The sequence below is a fragment of the Microbacterium album genome, from assembly GCF_014643695.1.
GTDB classification, from domain to species: Bacteria; Actinomycetota; Actinomycetes; order Actinomycetales; family Microbacteriaceae; genus Microbacterium; species Microbacterium album.
The window spans coordinates 1-16651 of record NZ_BMJY01000011.1; the positions used below are offsets into that span (position 1 = coordinate 1).

The 16651-nt window shown below is 70.5% G+C and carries 14 protein-coding genes; 7 read left to right on the forward strand and 7 right to left on the reverse strand.

Features of this window, described 5'->3' with window-relative positions; genetic code table 11:
• The first annotated feature begins 185 nt into the window (after nt 1–185).
• The 3 genes from IEX37_RS11685 (at nt 186) to IEX37_RS11695 (ending at nt 4097) form a co-directional block, all read left to right on the forward strand.
• Nucleotides 186–1328 carry an AI-2E family transporter gene (locus IEX37_RS11685; protein ID WP_188756458.1) on the forward strand — a complete coding sequence of 381 codons (1143 nt, stop codon included), beginning with the start codon at nt 186–188 and terminating at the stop codon, nt 1326–1328.
• A 109-nt stretch (nt 1329–1437) separates the two neighbouring features.
• Nucleotides 1438–2412 carry a TIGR03885 family FMN-dependent LLM class oxidoreductase gene (locus tag IEX37_RS11690; protein ID WP_188756459.1) on the forward strand — a complete coding sequence of 325 codons (975 nt, stop codon included), beginning with the start codon at nt 1438–1440 and terminating at the stop codon, nt 2410–2412.
• Complete coding sequence (locus IEX37_RS11695) at nt 2409–4097, forward strand: alpha-amylase family glycosyl hydrolase (RefSeq protein WP_188756460.1); 1689 nt, start codon at nt 2409–2411, stop codon at nt 4095–4097. The genes IEX37_RS11690 and IEX37_RS11695 overlap by 4 nt, the downstream gene beginning before the upstream one ends.
• 67 nt (nt 4098–4164) lie before the next feature.
• Here the strand turns inward: IEX37_RS11695 and IEX37_RS11700 are convergent, their stop codons facing one another.
• From IEX37_RS11700 to pgm, 4 genes are all read right to left on the reverse strand, one after another.
• A complete protein-coding gene (locus tag IEX37_RS11700; RefSeq protein ID WP_188756461.1) occupies nt 4165–6267 on the reverse strand; it encodes a PhoX family protein in 2103 nt (700 codons plus the stop codon).
• Between the two features lie 119 nt (nt 6268–6386).
• Nucleotides 6387–6869 carry a PIN domain-containing protein gene (locus tag IEX37_RS11705; protein WP_188756462.1) on the reverse strand — a complete coding sequence of 161 codons (483 nt, stop codon included), beginning with the start codon at nt 6867–6869 and terminating at the stop codon, nt 6387–6389.
• Complete coding sequence (locus tag IEX37_RS11710; RefSeq protein WP_188756463.1) at nt 6866–7120, reverse strand: ribbon-helix-helix domain-containing protein; 255 nt, start codon at nt 7118–7120, stop codon at nt 6866–6868. Before IEX37_RS11710 ends, IEX37_RS11705 begins: the two co-directional genes overlap by 4 nt.
• 287 nt (nt 7121–7407) lie before the next feature.
• On the reverse strand, nt 7408–9051 hold the full coding sequence (gene pgm, locus IEX37_RS11715) for a phosphoglucomutase (alpha-D-glucose-1,6-bisphosphate-dependent) (RefSeq protein WP_188756464.1): 1644 nt from the start codon (nt 9049–9051) through the stop codon (nt 7408–7410).
• A gap of 275 nt (nt 9052–9326) precedes the next feature.
• Here pgm and IEX37_RS11720 point away from each other — a divergent pair, with 275 nt between their 5' ends.
• From IEX37_RS11720 to IEX37_RS11735, 4 genes are all read left to right on the forward strand, one after another.
• Nucleotides 9327–10304, forward strand: coding sequence for a lactate/malate family dehydrogenase (locus tag IEX37_RS11720; protein WP_188756465.1), 978 nt, complete (start codon nt 9327–9329; stop codon nt 10302–10304).
• A gap of 10 nt (nt 10305–10314) precedes the next feature.
• Nucleotides 10315–11268, forward strand: coding sequence for a prephenate dehydratase (pheA, locus tag IEX37_RS11725; protein WP_188756466.1), 954 nt, complete (start codon nt 10315–10317; stop codon nt 11266–11268).
• Nucleotides 11269–11393: 125 nt separating this feature from the next.
• Nucleotides 11394–12050, forward strand: coding sequence for an MSMEG_1061 family FMN-dependent PPOX-type flavoprotein (locus IEX37_RS11730; protein WP_229663230.1), 657 nt, complete (start codon nt 11394–11396; stop codon nt 12048–12050).
• Nucleotides 12051–12995 (forward strand): PDR/VanB family oxidoreductase, encoded by a 945-nt coding sequence (locus IEX37_RS11735; RefSeq protein WP_229663231.1) that lies wholly within the window; start codon nt 12051–12053, stop codon nt 12993–12995.
• Between the two features lie 117 nt (nt 12996–13112).
• On the opposite strand, the gene IEX37_RS11740 is transcribed toward IEX37_RS11735, so the two are convergent.
• The 3 genes from IEX37_RS11740 to solA form a co-directional block, all read right to left on the reverse strand.
• Nucleotides 13113–14804: an RNA/DNA-binding domain-containing protein gene (locus tag IEX37_RS11740; RefSeq protein WP_188756467.1), complete on the reverse strand. Its 1692-nt coding sequence runs from the start codon at nt 14802–14804 to the stop codon at nt 13113–13115.
• 197 nt (nt 14805–15001) lie between these two features.
• Entirely contained in the window at nt 15002–15394 is a 393-nt protein-coding gene (locus IEX37_RS11745) for a cupin domain-containing protein (RefSeq protein WP_188756468.1), read from the reverse strand.
• Nucleotides 15395–15430: 36 nt separating this feature from the next.
• Nucleotides 15431–16603 carry an N-methyl-L-tryptophan oxidase gene (gene solA, locus IEX37_RS11750; protein ID WP_188756469.1) on the reverse strand — a complete coding sequence of 391 codons (1173 nt, stop codon included), beginning with the start codon at nt 16601–16603 and terminating at the stop codon, nt 15431–15433.
• Between the last annotated feature and the right edge of the window lie 48 nt (nt 16604–16651).

Consider the following 16651-nt stretch of genomic DNA (forward strand, 5'->3'; position numbering starts at 1 on the left):
CACTTCACAACCGGAGGCCCTCACCCCAGCACAAGCTCAGCCCCGTGTCGGGAAACAACGTCCCTGGACATCACAGCTAGTCGCGGTGCCTTAGGCGCAAGCGCGCCGTCGGCGCAAGAGGTGGACGGCCGGGAGGACGACGGCCAGGATGGGAGCACACGACGCCCCGCGCGGAGGAGGACTGCATGCTGTGGAGGAGACGCGCGCCCCAGGTGAGGGTGGAGGCGCCGGCGCAGCCGACCCCGCCGCCCGCCGCCCGGACGCTCTGGACCGACAGCCTGGGCACGTTGGCGACCCGCGCGATACAGATCATCGCGGTCGTCGTGCTCGCCGCGGGTGTGATCTGGGGTCTGCGCAACCTGACGCTCGTCGTGATCCCGGTCCTGTTGGCGCTCATCTTCGCCAGCGCGTTCGAGCCCGTCATGTCCAGGCTGCGCAGCCGGCTGCCGGCCGTGCTCGCCACCATCATCGTCCTGCTCGCGATCGTGCTCGCGCTGGGTGCGGTCGGATGGCTCATCGTCTGGGCCGTGCGAGACCAGTGGGACGAGCTGTACACGCAGGCCCAGGACGGCGTCATGCAGGTGCTCGAATGGGTCAACACCCTTCCCTTCGCGCCGACGCAGGAGCAGATCGACGAGTGGCTGGGCGCGCTCACCGACTTCCTGACCAGCGCACAGTTCGGCAGCGGCGCCGTCGCCGGAGTCAGCGCCGTGGCGAGCTTCGTCACCGGCTTCGTGCTGATGGTGGTCGTGCTCTTCTTCTTCCTCAAGGACGGCCCCGCGATCTGGGAGTTCCTGCGCCGCCCCTTCACGGGCGAGTGGTACGACCGGGCCACCCGCGCGGGTCGCAAGACGGTCGACACGCTCGGCTCGTATGTCCGGGGCACGGCGACGGTTGCGGCGGTCGACGCGATCGGCATCGGCATCGGCCTCTGGATCCTGCAGGTGCCTCTGTGGCCCGCCCTGGCGGTGCTGGTGTTCCTGCTCGCGTTCATCCCCATCGTCGGCGCGACCCTCGCCGGGACGCTCGCCGCGCTCGTCGCGCTGGTCGCGAGCGGTCCGGTCATCGCCCTCGTCGTGGTCGGCATCGTGATCGCGGTGAACCAGCTCGAGGGCAACCTGCTCCAGCCCGTCGTGATGGGCAGGGCGCTCAAGCTGAACGCCCTGGTCGTCCTGATCGCCCTGACGATCGGCACCGTGCTCAGCGGCGTCATCGGGGCCGTGCTCGCGGTGCCGCTCACCGCGGTCGCCTGGGGCATCGTGCAGGTCTGGGACGGCCCCGACCGCCCCGCCCGCTGGGCGCGGCGCAAGGACTCCGCCCGCGCCTGAGGACGATCCGCCGTCCGCCCTGAGCGATCCGGTGGATACCCGGGAGGGGGAGGGCACCGCCCCCCGCAAGCCCCTTGCCGCCCGCCCGGCACTGCGGTCGCATGGAGGCATGACGCTCTTCGGATACCACTGTTCCCACGAGCAGATCGCGCCGTCCCGCCTGCTCCGGCACGTCGTCCGCGCACACGAGGCGGGATTCGATGCCGCCATGAGCTCGGATCACCTGGCGCCGTGGACCCCGCAGCAGGGGCACAGCGGGCACGCGTGGACCTGGCTCGGCGCCGCGCTGGCCGCCACGCCGCTGCCGTTCGGGGTCGTGACCGCTCCCGGGTATCTCACCCACCCGGTCACGACCGCGCATGCGATCGCCACGCTCGGCGAGATGTTCCCCGGACGGTTCTGGGCGGCGCTCGGGTCGGGCGAGGCGCTCAACGAGCACGTCACGGGCGAGCCCTGGCCCGAGAAGGAGGCGCGGGAGGTGAGGCTGCGGGAGTGCGCCGAGGTGATCCGCGCGCTGCTCTCGGGAGAGGAGGTCACGCACGACGGCGAGGTGCGTGTGAGCCGCGCCAAGCTGTGGTCGCTGCCGGAGCAGGCCCCGCCGCTCGTCGCGGCGGCCGTCTCCCCGCAGTCCGCCGCCCGGCATGCCGAATGGGCGGACGGGCTGATCACCGTCGGCTCGGACCCGCGCGCGCTGCGGGAGGTCGTCCACGCGTACCGCGAGGCGGGCGGACGCGGTCCGCTGCGCCTGCAGGTGCACCTCGCCTGGGGGCGGGACGACCGGCAATCGCTCGAGATGGCGCGTCGCGACTGGCCGAACGGGGCGCTGCCGCCGCACCAGACGTGGGACATCCCGACGCCCGAGGACTTCCTCACGCACACCGCCGACATCACGGACGAGGACCTGAGGGCCGCCATGATCGTCTCGGGCGACCCGTCCGTGCACCGCGACCGCATCGCGGAGCTCGCCGACGTCGGGTTCGACGAGGTCATGCTGCACCAGGTGGGTGCAGACGCCGATGCCCAGGAGTCGTTCATCGACACGTTCGGCGAACGCGTCCTCCCCGAGCTGAGGAGCGTCGCATGAGCCGCCCCGCACCGATCGACACGGCCGACCTCTGGTGGCGGCACGCCGTCTACTACTGCCTGGATGTCGAGATCTTTCAGGACTCCGACGGCGACGGCGTGGGCGACATCCCCGGCCTCATCTCGCGCGTGCCCTACCTGGCTGACCTCGGCATCACGTGCCTGTGGCTCATGCCGTTCTTCCCGACCGAGCACAAGGACGACGGCTACGACGTCACCGACTACTTCACGGTCGATCCGCGGGTCGGCTCGCTGGGGGACCTCGTCGAGCTCATCCGCGTCGCCCGGTCGCACGGCATCCGCATCATCATCGACTTCGTCATGAACCACACGTCGGACAAGCACCCGTGGTTCGAGCAGGCCCGTCGGTCGAAGGACGACCCGAAGCGGCACTGGTACGTGTGGCGCGACGAGCCGCCCGAGGATCCGCATCCGCCGTTCTTCCCGGACCAGGAGGACAGCACGTGGTCGCTCGACGAGAAGACCGGCCAGTACTACCTCCACCACTTCCTGCGCTACCAGCCCGACCTCAACGTGGAGCACCCGCAGGTGCGGCGGGAGATCGAGAAGAACCTGGGTCTGTGGCTGGAGATCGGGGTCGCCGGCTTCCGCTTCGACTCGGTGCCGTTCCTGTTCAGCAGCAGCCCGACCGAATCGGGGGCGGGTGACGAGGACGGCGAGGTCGCCGAGTACGACGGCCTGGAGCACCTCGCCCGCGTGCGCGGCTTCGTGTCGCGACGCAGCGGGGAGGCCGTGCTGCTCGGTGAGGTCAACGTCACGCACGAGCGGCAGATGGACTGGTTCGGCGACCCCAACGAGGGCCTGCACCTGCAGTTCGACTTCCCCTCCATGCAGCGCCTGTACCTCGCGCTGGCGCGCGGCGAGGCCGCCCCGCTCGCCGAGATGCTGCGCTCGCGCCCGCCCGCGGACGCGTCGCACCAGTGGGCGAGCTTCGTGCGCAACCACGACGAGCTCACGCTCGACCAGCTCTCGGACGAGGAGCGGGACGAGGTCTTCGAGGCGTTCGCCCCCGACGAGGACATGCGCGTGTACGGCCGCGGCATCCGTCGCCGCCTGCCCCCGATGCTCGGCGACGAGCGCGCGGTGCGCATGGTCTACGCGTTCATGTTCTCGCTGCCGGACGCCCCCGTCCTGTTCTACGGCGAGGAGATCGGGATGGGCGAGAACCTGGACCTGCACGGACGCCTTGCCGTTCGCACCCCGATGCAGTGGTCGCGCGAGGGCGGGTTCTCCACCGCGCCGCCCGAGGACTGGGTGCGCGCCGAGGTGCAGGGCGAGTACGGCCGGGAGCACGTGAACGTCGCGGACCAGCGCGCCGACCCGGGATCGCTCTGGTCCCACATCCGCCGGCTGAGCCGCCTCTATCGCGACACGCCCCAGCAGGCGTGGTCGAGCCTCGAGATGCTCGACGGCGGACCCGCGGGGCTGCTCTCCCACGTGTGCCGCGGCGCGGAGTGGTCGATGCTGGCGCTGCACGACCTGTCGGGCGAGGGCGGGACCGTGCGGGTCACGCTCGACGCTGACCGGTCCGCCGATGCGTTCCTGACCGACCGGCTCACGGGCGAGCGCATCGACGCGTCGGCGTCGGTCACGTTCGACCTCGAGCCGTACGGATGGCGCTGGCTGCTGCTGGACCCGGCCGACGCGGGCGTCCGTATCGGCTGACGCCTGTCCCACACGCGCGAACGCCCCGCGGCCCCTTCCGGAGCCGGGGGGCGTTCGCGCGCGGGGATCAGGCGCGGGTCACCTGGATGACCGCGGGGCGCGGCCCGCCCCACTTGCCGCCCGCGAGGCTGCCCGGGGTCACGTAGTCGGGGAAGAACGAGTGCTGCGCGTCCCACGATCCGTCCTCGCCCGGGTGCTGCACGGCGACGAAGACGCTGCCGTCAGTGTCGTGGATCACGGGGCCGCAGGTCTCCGCCTCGCGCGGCACGGAGAGGAACTGCTGCACGCGCCCGCGCTCGGGGCCCTCGAGCGGCACGCGGAACAGGCCGTCGTTGTAGCCGATCGTGCCCGGGGCGCCGTCGGTGGAGATCCACAGGTCGCCCGCCGAGTCGAACGCGACGTTGTCGGGGCACGAGATCGGCGAGACGCGGTCGGCCGGGAAGCCGGCGAAGTACGTGTACGCGTTGGTCGCGGGATCGCCGCACAGCAGCAGGATGCTCCATCCGAAGGTCGTGGCGCGCGCGTCGCCGCCCGCCTCGGTGATCTCGATCACGTGGCCGTCGCGATTGTCGTTGCGCGGGTTGGCCTCCGTCGCGCCCTCGTTCGAGCCGGTGCCGCGGGCGGTGTTGTTGGTGCACGCGACGTACACGCGGCCCGTGCGCGGGTTGGGCTCGACGTCCTCGCAGCGATCCATCTTCGTGGCGCCGACGGCGTCGGCGGCCAGGCGGGTGTGCACCAGCACCTCCTCGACCGTGAAGCCGGGGACCGCGCTGGCTCCGTCGATCATGAGCGGCACCCACTCGCCCGTGCCGTCGAACTTCCCGTCCGACGGCAGCGCGCCCGTGCCGGTGATCTCCTCGATGGGAGAGTCGCCGGAGAAGCGCGCGACGTACAGCGATCCGGCCGATAGCAGGGTCTTGTTGTGCGCGCGCGCCTTCGCGCTCTTTCCGGAGCGGAACGTGTCCTTCGACACGAACTTGTACAGGTAGTCGAAGCGCTCGTCGTCGCCCATGTACGCCGCCACGTGACCCGTCCGGCCGACGATGACGTTGGCACCCTCGTGCTTCATGCGCCCGAGCGCGGTGTGCTTCACGGGCGGCTCGTCCGGGTGGTCGGGATCGACCTCGACGATCCACCCGAAGCGGTTCGGCTCGTTCTCGTAGCCGGGCCGGCGCGCGTCGAAGCGGGGGTCGACAGCCTCCCAGCCGTAGCTCGACTCCGAGGGGCTCAGGCCGTAGCGGCGCTCGGAGGCCGAGGTCCCGGCCGAGCGGAAGTAGCCGTTGAAGTTCTCCTCGCCCGACAGCACCGTGCCCCACGGCGTCGTGCCGCCGGCGCAGTTCCCGAGGGTGCCGCGCACCCAGCGGCCCGTCGGGTCCTCGACCGTCCGCAGCAGGTCGGATCCGGCGGCGGGACCGTCGAGAGCCATGGGGGTGTCGGCCGTGATGCGGCGGTTGCGGCGGCCGCCCACGACGTAGGTCCACGGCTCGCCCCTGTGGCGGCGCTCGAGCTCGACGACCGCCATGCCGTGGGCCGCCTTCGTCACGCGCAGCTGCTCGAGCCGCTCCTCCTCGCTCCGGGCGGGCGGGAACATGATCCCGAAGTTCGTGTACTCCTGGTTCGCCACGAGCACGGCGCGCTTGCCGTTCGGCTCCACGATGATGTCGAGGTAGTCGTTGTTGTATCCGAACTGCCGCGCCTGCTTCTCGGCGGTCTGGCGCTCGGGGTCGAAGACGTCTGCGGGATCGAACAGCGGATCGCCCCAGCGGATGACCGGATGCCAGCGGAAGCCCGCCGGCACCGTGACCTCGTCGACGTCCGCGGGCACGGGCGCGATGGGCTGGAATCCGAAGGCCCGCCCGCCGCCCTTGCCGACCGCCTGCGCCGTGGTGGCGGACGCGGAGTCCGCCCCGCCGACGACGGTGCCCGCGATCACGAGGGCGCCCGCGGCGGCACCGCCGGCCAGCACCGCGCGGCGGCTGAGCGCGGCGCTCGCGATGTCGCGGAAGTACGGATTGTCGGAGGTGTTCGGGACAGGGTGGAAACAGGCGTTGTCGCACTTGTAAAGGCAGGTCACAGGGCTGCGCTTGCCGTGTGTGCGTCCCGCCATGAGGAGGTTCAGCAGGGGGCGGCGTCCCGGTCGGGACGCGTCTTCGTGAATCTGCGTGCTCATGCGTCCACGTTGCGCCCGCGCCGGTGAGATCCGAGCGACCGGCAGGTGAACGGCGCGTGACCGGCGGCGTGTCACGGTGGGGAGAACTCCCCACCCCCACACGCGGCGCACGCGGACAGTCAGCGGCTGACGACGCGACGTACGAAGTCGCGCGGCGTCATCATGAGCCGCCCGTTCCACGCGGGGCCGAGGTCAAGGAGGTGCCGGTCGCGGCTGACGACGATGAGCGCGTCCACGCTCGGGTCCGCGGCCAGGGACAGGATGTGGTTGTCCTCGTGATCGCCGATCGCGCGATCTCGGACATCGGGGTCGAGCACGGCCCCGCCGGAGAAGGCACACATCTCCGCGATCGCCTCCGCGAATCGCACCGTGGTTCGGGAGGATTGTCCGGCCGCCATCATCACGCGGGCGACGTTGCGCAGGATGTGGGGAGAAGCGTAGAGACGGAAGGTCCCTGCAAACGCCAGCGAGACCGCGTCGGCGGCGGCGTTGTCCGTCGTCGGGGGGATCTCGGGCAGCAGCGGCCAGGAGCCGTCGCCCGCGAGGATGTAGTCGAGGTAGACGTTGATGTCGAAGACGACGGGAGTGCCAGGCTGGATCACGACTGGTCGCGGGTGAGGGCGCTCTCGATCAGCGCAGTGACCTCATCCGGGGAGTAGATGCGGCCATCCCGCTCGGAGCGCGCCGTGTCGCGGAGCGCGTGCAGCTGTTCCAGCCGGAGGCGGGCCTGGAACTCGCGAACCGCGAGCCGTAGGAACTCGCTACGGTTGCCGTGCGCGAAGTGCGTCACGACCTCGTCGAGCGCCGGACGCAGCTCGTCATCGACGGCGATTCCCACAGTCTTGGCGGCCATCTTTCCTCCGGTTGATTATTCGTAGGCAAGTCTATCGTCTCGGGACGTAAGCGCTCCAGGGGGTCCGCGCGCACATCCCGTGCGATCAGGGGTCGACCGCGGCCGCGTGAGTCCGGCGAGCTCCTCCACGCCCGTCGACAGATCGGCGATGCCGCCGGGACGCATCCGGGGATCCAGGAAGCGCAGGCGCATCCACTCCGGCGAGTCGATGAGACCCAGGGAGGGACGCCCGGTGATCGCCGAGTGGAAGGCCTCGACCAGGCTCTCCGTGTGCGGTGGCGCGGCGGTCAGCCCTCCAGCGCGGCCGTGACCACCGCGCGGGCCTCGTCCTGTACCTGGCGGAGGTGCTCCTCGCCGCGCAGCGACTCCGCGTAGAGCTTGTAGACGTCCTCGGTGCCGGAGGGGCGGGCGGCGAACCACGCGCTCGCGGTCTGCACCTTGAGGCCGCCGATCGCCGCGTCGTTGCCGGGCGCGTGCGAGAGCTTGGCGGTGATCTCCTCGCCCGCGAGCGTGGAGGCGGTCACGGCATCCGGTCCGAGTTTCGCGAGCGCTGCTTTCTGCTCGGGCGTCGCCGCGGCGTCCACGCGCTGGTAGGCGGGTGCACCGTACTCGGCCTCGAGCTCGGCATACCGCTGTGACGGCGTCTTGCCCGTGACGGCGAGGATCTCGGCGGCCAGCAGGCACAGCAGGATGCCGTCCTTGTCGGTCGTCCAGACGGTCCCGTCCTTGCGCAGGAAAGAGGCCCCGGCCGACTCCTCGCCGCCGAACGCGACCGAGCCGTCCAGCAGCCCCGGCACGAACCACTTGAAGCCCACGGGCACCTCGAGCAGGCGGCGACCGAGCGCCGCCGTGACCTTGTCGATCATCATCGACGACACCAGCGTCTTGCCCACGGCGGCGTCGGCGGCCCAGCCGGGGCGGTGCGAGAAGAGGTAGTCGACCGCGACCGCGAGGTAGTGGTTCGGGTTCATGAGCCCGGCATCGGGGGTCACGATGCCGTGCCGGTCGGCGTCGGCGTCGTTCCCGGTGAGGAGGTCGAACTCGGCGCGCCGGGCGACGAGTGCCGCCATCGCCGAGGGCGAGGACGGGTCCATGCGGATCTTCTCGTCCCAGTCCAGCGTCATGAACCGCCATGTCGGATCCACGTCCGGGTTCACCACGGTGAGGTCGAGGCCGTAGAGCTCGGCGATCAGCGCCCAGTACTCGACCGACGCGCCGCCCAGCGGGTCCGCACCGATCCGCACGCCCGCGGCCCGGATGGCGTCGATGTCGATGATCGAGGCGAGGTCGCGCACGTAGGCGTCTCGGAAGTCGTGGGTGGCCAGCGCGTCGGCGTCGAGGTCCGCGAAGCGTACGCGTCGCACGCCCTCCAGCCCCGCCTCCATGAGGTCGTTGGCGCGGGCCGCGATCCACGAGGTCGCATCGGTGTCGGCAGGGCCGCCGTGCGGAGGGTTGTACTTGAAGCCGCCGTCGGAGGGCGGGTTGTGGCTCGGCGTGACGACGATGCCGTCGGCGCGCTCGGGGGCCGCAGCGTCGAGGCCGCGGTTGTGCGTGAGGATCGCGTGGCTGAGCGCCGGCGTCGGCACCCACGAGTCGCGCGCGTCGATGCGCACGTCCACCCCGTTGCCCACGAGCACCTCGATCGCGTTGCGCTCCGCGGGCAGCGAGAGGGCGTGCGTGTCGCGGCCGAGGAACAGCGGGCCCCGGATGCCCTGGGCCGTGCGGTAGTCGACGATCGCCTGCGTCGTGGCGAGGATGTGGTGCTCGTTGAAGCTGCCGTTGAGGCTCGAGCCGCGGTGGCCGCTCGTGCCGAACGAGACCCGCTCGGCCGGCTTCGACGGGTCGGGCGTCCGGTCGTAGTACGCGCCGATCAGCGCGTCGACGTCGGTGAGATCGGTTGCTTCGGCGGGAAGTCCGGCTCGGCTCGTCATGCCGACAGTGTGCCACGCCGACGCCCGATTCTCGTGCGAGGGGCACCCGGCGACGAGGCTCCCGGGCCGAAGCCCGCACCGCATCGGCGGTCTCGGGCGGAGGATCCCGCCATGGCGTCGGCGCCCGCGGGCGGCTAGCGTGGAGGCACTGGCGCGAGGGCGCGCCGGATCGGACGGCGCCGTCCCGCGAGGAAAGACACGATGCATCCCGGAGTAACCGCGCAAGCGAACAGCGGAGCGGGCGTGCGCGCCCTCCAGACCCGGACCCTCACGGCATGACCTCGGTCACGATCTTCGGCGCGGCGGGAGGCATCGGAGCGAGCATCGCGAGCGAGCTGGTCGGGCAGCGGCTGTTCGACGAGTTGCGGCTCGTCGACCCTCGCGTGAATGTGCTGGAGGCGGATCGCATCGATCTGATCGAGGCCGCGCTCGTGGCGGGTGGCCCGGCGCTGCGCGTCGTCGTCGACGACGGCACAGCGTCGCCCGAGGCGCCGAGCGAGCTGGTGATCTGCGCCGCGACGCGCGGCGAGCGGCTGGGCGAGTCGCGCAGCGCCGCGGCGGCGGCCAACTGGGCGCTGCTGCGCTCGCTCGCGCCCGCGCTGGCGGCAGCGGCCGGCGACACCGGCCTCATCCTGCTCGTCACGAACCCCGTCGACGCGATGGCCGCGTTGCTGTCGCGTGAGCCCGGGATCGGCGGACCGGGTCGCGTGCTGGGGTACTCCCTGAACGACACCACGCGGCTGCGCGCCGCCATCGGCCGCGAGCTCAGCGTGGACCCCGCGCGCGTGGACGCGCTCGCGCTGGGACTGCACGGCGAGCAGGTCGTCCCCCTCTTCAGCCGCGTGCGCGTGGACGATGAGCCGGTCGCGCTCGACGCCGGGCAGCGGGCGCGCATCGTCGCGGACTTCGAGGGCTGGTTCGGGCGCTGGCACCGGCTCGACAGCGGACGCACGTCCGCGCGCGCGACGGCCGCGGGCGTCGCCGAGCTCGTCCGGCGGCTGCGGGACGGCCGGTCGTTCCCGACCTCGACGGCCACGGATCCCGTGGCCTCCCTGCCGGGCGGGTCCTTCGTCGCCCTGCCCGTCACGGTGGCGGGAGGATCGGCCGTGCCCGACGATCTCGACTGCGACGAGGACGAGCACGCGGCGCTGGCCGAGGCCGCGCTCACCGTCAAGCGGCTCGTGGCCGAGCTGACCGCCGAGGCCGCGAGCGGACCGGTGAGCGGCGCGGTCGAGGAACTCGGCGCGCTCTAAGCTGGTGGGCATGCCGTCGGATGCCGCTTCTCGTCGCACGTACAGCTATCTCGGCCCCGCCGGTACCTTCACGGAGGCGGCGCTCGAGCAGGTGCCGGAGGCGAGGGGCCAGATCTGGCGCCCCGTCCACAACGTGGGGGAGGCGCTCGCCGACGTCGCGGAGGGGCGCAGCGATGCCGCGATGATCGCGATCGAGAACTCGATCGACGGCGGCGTGTCGACGGCGCAGGACGCGCTCGCGCGGATCCCGAACCTCCGCATCGTGGGCGAGTATCTCGTGCCGGTGAGTTTCGTCCTGGTCGGCAAGCCCGGTCAGCGTCTCGAGGACGTGCAGCTGGTGAGCGCGCACCCGGTCGCGTACGCCCAGTGCCATCGCTGGCTCGTCGAGCACCTGCCCGGCCACCAGCACGTCCCCGCCGCGAGCAACGTCGCCAGCGCGGTCGGGATCCTCGACGGCTCGAGCTCGGCGGAGGCCGCGATCGCGCCGCCCGGAATCACGGCCCACCATCACGTGGACGTGCTCGCGGAGAACATCGGCGACAACACGAACGCCGTCACGAGGTTCGTCCTCGTGACGGGACCCGGCGTGCCCCCGGCCCCCACGGGCGCCGACAAGACGAGCGTCATCGTCGAGCTGCCGGAGGACCGCGCCGGCACGCTGCTGGAGCTGCTCGAGCAGTTCTCGACGCGCGGGATCAACCTGAGCCTGATCCAGTCCCGTCCGATCGGCGACGCGCTCGGCCGCTACCGCTTTGTGATCGACGCGGACGGCCACATCCGGGACGAGCGGATGGCCGATGCGCTGATGGGCCTGCGCCGCTTCAGCCCCAACGTCGTGTACCTCGGCTCCTACCCGCGGGCCGATCGCGCGATCGTCCACTACTCGAACCGCTACTCCGACGAGGTCTTCGTCGAGGCCCGCGACTGGGTGAGGGGCCTGCTTTCGGGCGAACCGGACGCCTGAGGGGCGGCTTACGAGGTCTTCTCCGTGAGCCGAGGCGGCCGAACCGCAAACACCGGGCCGCCGGATTGCGTCTTCCGGCGCGAGACACGCTGCCCGCGCCCCCGCGTTCGTAGAGTGGTGGCGACATGATGCCCGAGATCACCCCACCGACGGTTCCGGCCACCCGTGAGGTGCGGGCCCTGGACCTGGCGCAGATCCGCTCGACACTCGGAGACGCGTCGGACGCGGCGTACGCGAAGATCACGGATCGTCTCGACGAGAACTGCATGCGCTTCCTCGCGCACTCGCCGTTCTGCTGCCTGTCGACGTCGGACGCCGCGGGCAACTGCGACTGCTCGCCGCGGGGCGATTACCCGGGCTTCGTCCGGCCGCTGGACCCGCAGACGCTCGTGATCCCCGAGCGGCCCGGCAACAGGATCGCGGACTCGATGCGCAATATCGTCGAGAACGGCCACGTTGGACTGCTCTGCTTCGTCCCGGGCATGACGGAGACGCTGCGGATCAACGGTGCGGCGTTCGTCACGGACGATGCGCGGATCCTGTCGATGCTGGAGCAGGATCACTCGGTCCCCGACCTGGCCATCGTGATCCGCACCGAGCAGGTGTACCTGCACTGCGGCCGAGCCCTGCTGCGGGCCGGCCTCTGGGACCCCGAGATGCAGGACCTGGCGCTGGAGGTCCCGGACGCGGGCCGGATCTGGGCGAGCACGTCCGGTCTCGACGAGGCGGTTGGCGACACGATCAACCGCAGCGTGAACGCCGCCTATCGGGAGCTGTACTGAATGCGCGGCAGGGACGGCATGCTGCCCCTGATCGTCCGGGAGATCGCTCCCCAGACCCCGTCGATCGTCAGCATCCGACTAGAGGACCCGGCGGGAGCGCCACTGCCTGCATGGGAAGCCGGAGCGCACATCGACGTGCAGCTGGTGACGCGCCACGAGCGCCAGTACTCGCTCTGCGGTGACCCCGCCGACGCGAGCGGGTACCGCATCGCCGTCCTTCGGGAGGAGCTCTCGCGCGGCGCCTCGCACTACATCCACTCCTTCCTCCGGGTCGGTGCGCGGGTGTACGTGCGCTCGCCGCGGAACATGTTCCCGCTCGCGGACGCGCGGTCGTACCTGCTGCTGGCGGGCGGCATCGGGATCACCCCGATGCTCGCGATGGCGCGCGAGCTGGCCGCCCGGAACGCGGACTGGCGGCTGCTCTATCTGGTGCGCACGCGCAACGACGTCGCGTTCGCCGAGGAGCTGGCGGGGTTCGGCGAGCGCGTGCAGGTCCATGTCAGTGGCGAGTCGTCGCGCATCGACATCGCGGAAGTGCTCGGGAGCCTCGCCGCGGGCACAGACGTCTATGCCTGCGGGCCGGCGCGCCTGGTGGACGCGCTCGAAGAGCGGGCGGCACTGCTCCCACGAGGGTCGGCACTGCACGTGGAACGGTTCGAGCCCGCCCTGCGTCAGTTCCGTCCGAACGTCCCCTTCACGCTCGTCTGCGCAGCCTCGGACGTCACGGTCGAAGTGCCTGCGGAATCGAGCATGCTCCACGCCCTCGGCGGCGCCGGGATCGAGCTCCCCGCGTCCTGCCTCCGCGGGGTGTGCGGCTCCTGTGCCGTCCCGCTGCTGGAGGGACAGGCCGAGCACCGCGATTCCCTCGGTGCCGACGACGCCAGCGGCATCGTCTATCCGTGCGTCTCCCGCGCCCTCGGCCCCACCCTCGTCATCGACGCCTGATCCGCGCGTCCGGTCGTCGCCCTCGTAACGACCTCCTCTCGAAGAACCGAAACTCCTGGGCGGCGGTACGAGCCTTCCCGACATCGGCGGCTGGCGTTTCCTGGGAGGCCGCGTCAGTCAGGAGGGGAACTTGGGTCCTCTGCCGTAGCGCACCCCCGGTCCACGGGCCTGTCCTTCCAGCTTGACGATGACCGCGCGGGCTTGCAGATCGCGGAGCATGTCGCGTGCGGGGAACATCTCGAGGTCGAAGAGACGTCGGAGCGTCTGGTTGGTGATGTACCCGTACTCGCGGATATGCTCGATGACCTTGTCGTCGGCGTCGTCGGCATTGCGGCGATGGTACGTCACGGCCAGGCCGAGTCCAGTGAGCGTCGAGCTGGCGAGCACGTAGTTGGGGAATGCCCTGCTTGCGGTTCTCCGCGTCGGTTCCAGAAGCCCGCTGGCTCGCATCCGTTCCAGAGTGCTCTGCGCCTCAGCGACGGATCTCTGCAGGAGTGGCGCGATGGCCTCGGCCTGAGCAGCTCGTTGGTTGCAGAGTGCGTCGAGGACCAGCAGCACTTCGATATCGCCGGCGAGCGCGTCAGGGAGGTGCCCATTCACATAACGCGCGAAAGCGTCGTTGCCCGCGCCCCCGGGAACCCGTGCTTCCACGGCCTGGCCGGAATCAGTGAACGTCGGCGGCTTCTTCCCTGCCCGCAGAAGATAGCGGTAGGCGCGGTCGATGCCCTGACCTGCACGTTCGGCCACATGCAGTGCGGTCACCGTCTCGAGAAGCAGGCGGTTCCGCGGAGTTGAGGGATGGCTGAGAATGTTCTCTGCCGTCACGCCGAAGACGAGGCCGCCGGGGCTGACGATACGCAGTTGCTCAGGAGACTGCTCGATATCGGCGCTTCCGGCGACCTCGAAGTCGCGGTGGACGAAAGCATTGACGACGAGTTCTCGCACGGCCTCTTGCGGGTAGTCCTGGAGTTGCAACTGCACACCGCCTGCGAGATTGAGAGGGCGCATCTGTCGTCGTGCCTCGATCGCATTGATGAGCTGCTCGATCGCGGCGAGGATGGGTCGCCTGCCCCGGAAGCGGTCGACCGCCTCGGCGCCGGGAGAGGGGCGGTACTGATAGGAGTATCCGTAGGCGGGAAGCAGTTCGCGGATGTCGTCCTCGTGCCCGGCGATGAGCAGCCCGGCACGGTTGAGTTGTCCATCGGAGGTGAGGAGCCTGAGGTCCGTGAGAATGGCCTGGTCGCTCTGGTCCGCCAGCTCTCGGCGGTCGGCGGCTCGCAGCAGCCGTCGCACGCGCACCATCTCCTCCTCGGACACGCGCCGGGCACCGGACGGCTGCTCCGACCAGTCATACAGACCTCGTGCCGCGAGTGCCTGGCGCTGCTGCTCCGGCGGAAACGGCTGGCACTGAGTGCCGATGCGTCGGGTCGAGGTCCCCTTGGCGTTGGCATAGAAGGTCGCCCCCGCCGGGACGGTGATCTCGATGAGTCGTTTGCCGTCGACGGTGTGCTCGGTGATGGGCACGGAGAGGCCGGGGCGGGTGCGCTCATAGATGCCGAGGACGATGCTCCGACTGTCGAGGCGTGAGGAGACGCCGCTGATGGCAGCCGCGCCGGCTACGTTGTCGGCGATGCCGAGAACGATCGAGCCACCGTTCGCGTTCGCGAAGCAGACGACCGCATCTGCGATGACTTCGAGCGTCTTCTTGACATTCGGGTCTTCTTGTTTGAAGTCCAGCGCCTCGTTCTCAAGTTGCCCCCCTGTGGCGCCGGCTTTGAGCGCTGTGATGATGTCAGCGAGGTTCAGCACAAGATTGATCTTAGTTTGATTGAGCGCAATTATGAAGCGCCCCCTCAGACTCTTGCAAACTCATGATCGTGCGTGTGATAGCAACCCCGTCCGTGTGACAGTTCGGATGCGGTGCCTCGGCCGAAGGCTCGGCATGCAAGAATCCCGGCGCTTCGATGCCGTTCGCGGTGCGGTGCGGAAGCTGTCACGGTCCTCCCCTACGCTCTGCGCAGAGGGTTGCCGTCCGCCGGACCGAAGAGCAGGATCAGCTCCGCGGGCTCCGCGGACTCGTTCTTCACGCCGTGGGGCACTCCTTGCGGGGCGTACACGGCGTCGCCGGGGCGCAGTATCGAGCGCTCGCCGGCGAGCGTCACGACGACCTCGCCGGTGACGACGATGTACATCTCGTCCTGGCTCACCACGGAGCAGCTTCTGGGGTCGCCCTCAAGATGGAAGTGCTCACCCTCCTCGGCGCCCGCCTCGAGGCGGTACAGCATGGCGGACGTGGGCAGCTCGGTGGTGTGGCGGAAGTACCACTCCACGCCGATGCGGCCCTCGCCGTCGTAGAGCTTCCAGTCGTAGTGGCCCTCGCCGCGCCGCTGGATCTGCATGTCGTCTCCTTCCGCTCTTCCCGCAGGCGGGCGGTGTCACTCGATCGCGGCGGCGGCACCGCCGCCGGTCGTCGGCCGCGCCGCCGCCGCGAGCGCGTCGGCGAAGGTGAACGAGGAGATGTCGTCGCTGGTGGTGCCGTCCACGGCGCGCTCGGCGACGATCCGCCCGATTGCGGGCGTGAACTTGAAGGCGTGCCCGGCGCCGAGGGCGAGGATCACGTCGGGGTGCTCGTCGAGGGGCCCCAGGACGAACCGGCGGTCCGGGGTGAGCGCGTACTGGCACGTGACGGTGCGCAGCACCTCGCCGCTGTCCGGGATCGTCGTGCCCATGAACGATGACAGCTCCGCGAGCAGCTCCCCGGAGGGGACGAACGTGCGCTGCTCCGGCGTCATGTAGTTGTTGCCGACGTCGCGGGCGGCCTTGATCGTCGGCTCGCCGTAGGTCGGGAAGCCGTAGAAGCACGACTCGTCCTCCCAGATCCACACGGGGAAGGCGGACGGATCGAACGCGTCGGGGTCCTTCGGCTTGAAGTACGTCACCTGCTCCTGCATCGTCACGAGCGGGATGTGCGCTCCCAGAGGCTCGAGCAGTGCGTTCGTCCAGGCGTCGGTCGCGAGGATCACCTTGCCGGCGCGGACGTCGCCGTCCGGGGTGTGCACGACGACGCCCCGGTCGTCGGGGGTGATCCGCTCGACGGGGGTGCGGGGTCGGATCACAGCGCCGTGCACGCGCGCCTGCATCTGGAACGCGGTCACCGACCGGGCGGCGTGGACGATCCCGGAGTCGGGGGTGTAGACGGTCTCCACGCCCTCGGGGATCGAGAACTGCGGCCACCGGTCGTGCACCTCGGCGGGTGAGAGCAGCTCATACGGAATGCCGACGTCTCCGAGGCTGTGGGCGAAGTCGTCGGCCGAGTACGGGCCGTCCTCCGGGATGAAGACGAGGCCGCCGGTGATGCTCGTGAACCGCTCGCCCGCGACCTCCTCGAACTCGGCCCAGTCGCGGTAGGCCGACTCGGCCAGGCGCACGTACGCGGCGTTGCCGTACGACGTGCGGATGATGCGGGACGTGTCGTGCGAGGCGCCGCGGACGTGCCCGAGCTCGAACTGCTCGAACGCGACGACGTTCACCCCCTTGCGGGCGAGGTGGTAGGCGGCGGCGCTGCCGAGCGCGCCCATTCCGACGACGGCGACGTCGAATGTCTCCATGTGCTGAATCGCTCTTCTTCCGGTTGTGCGGTGGGACGACGGACTGCG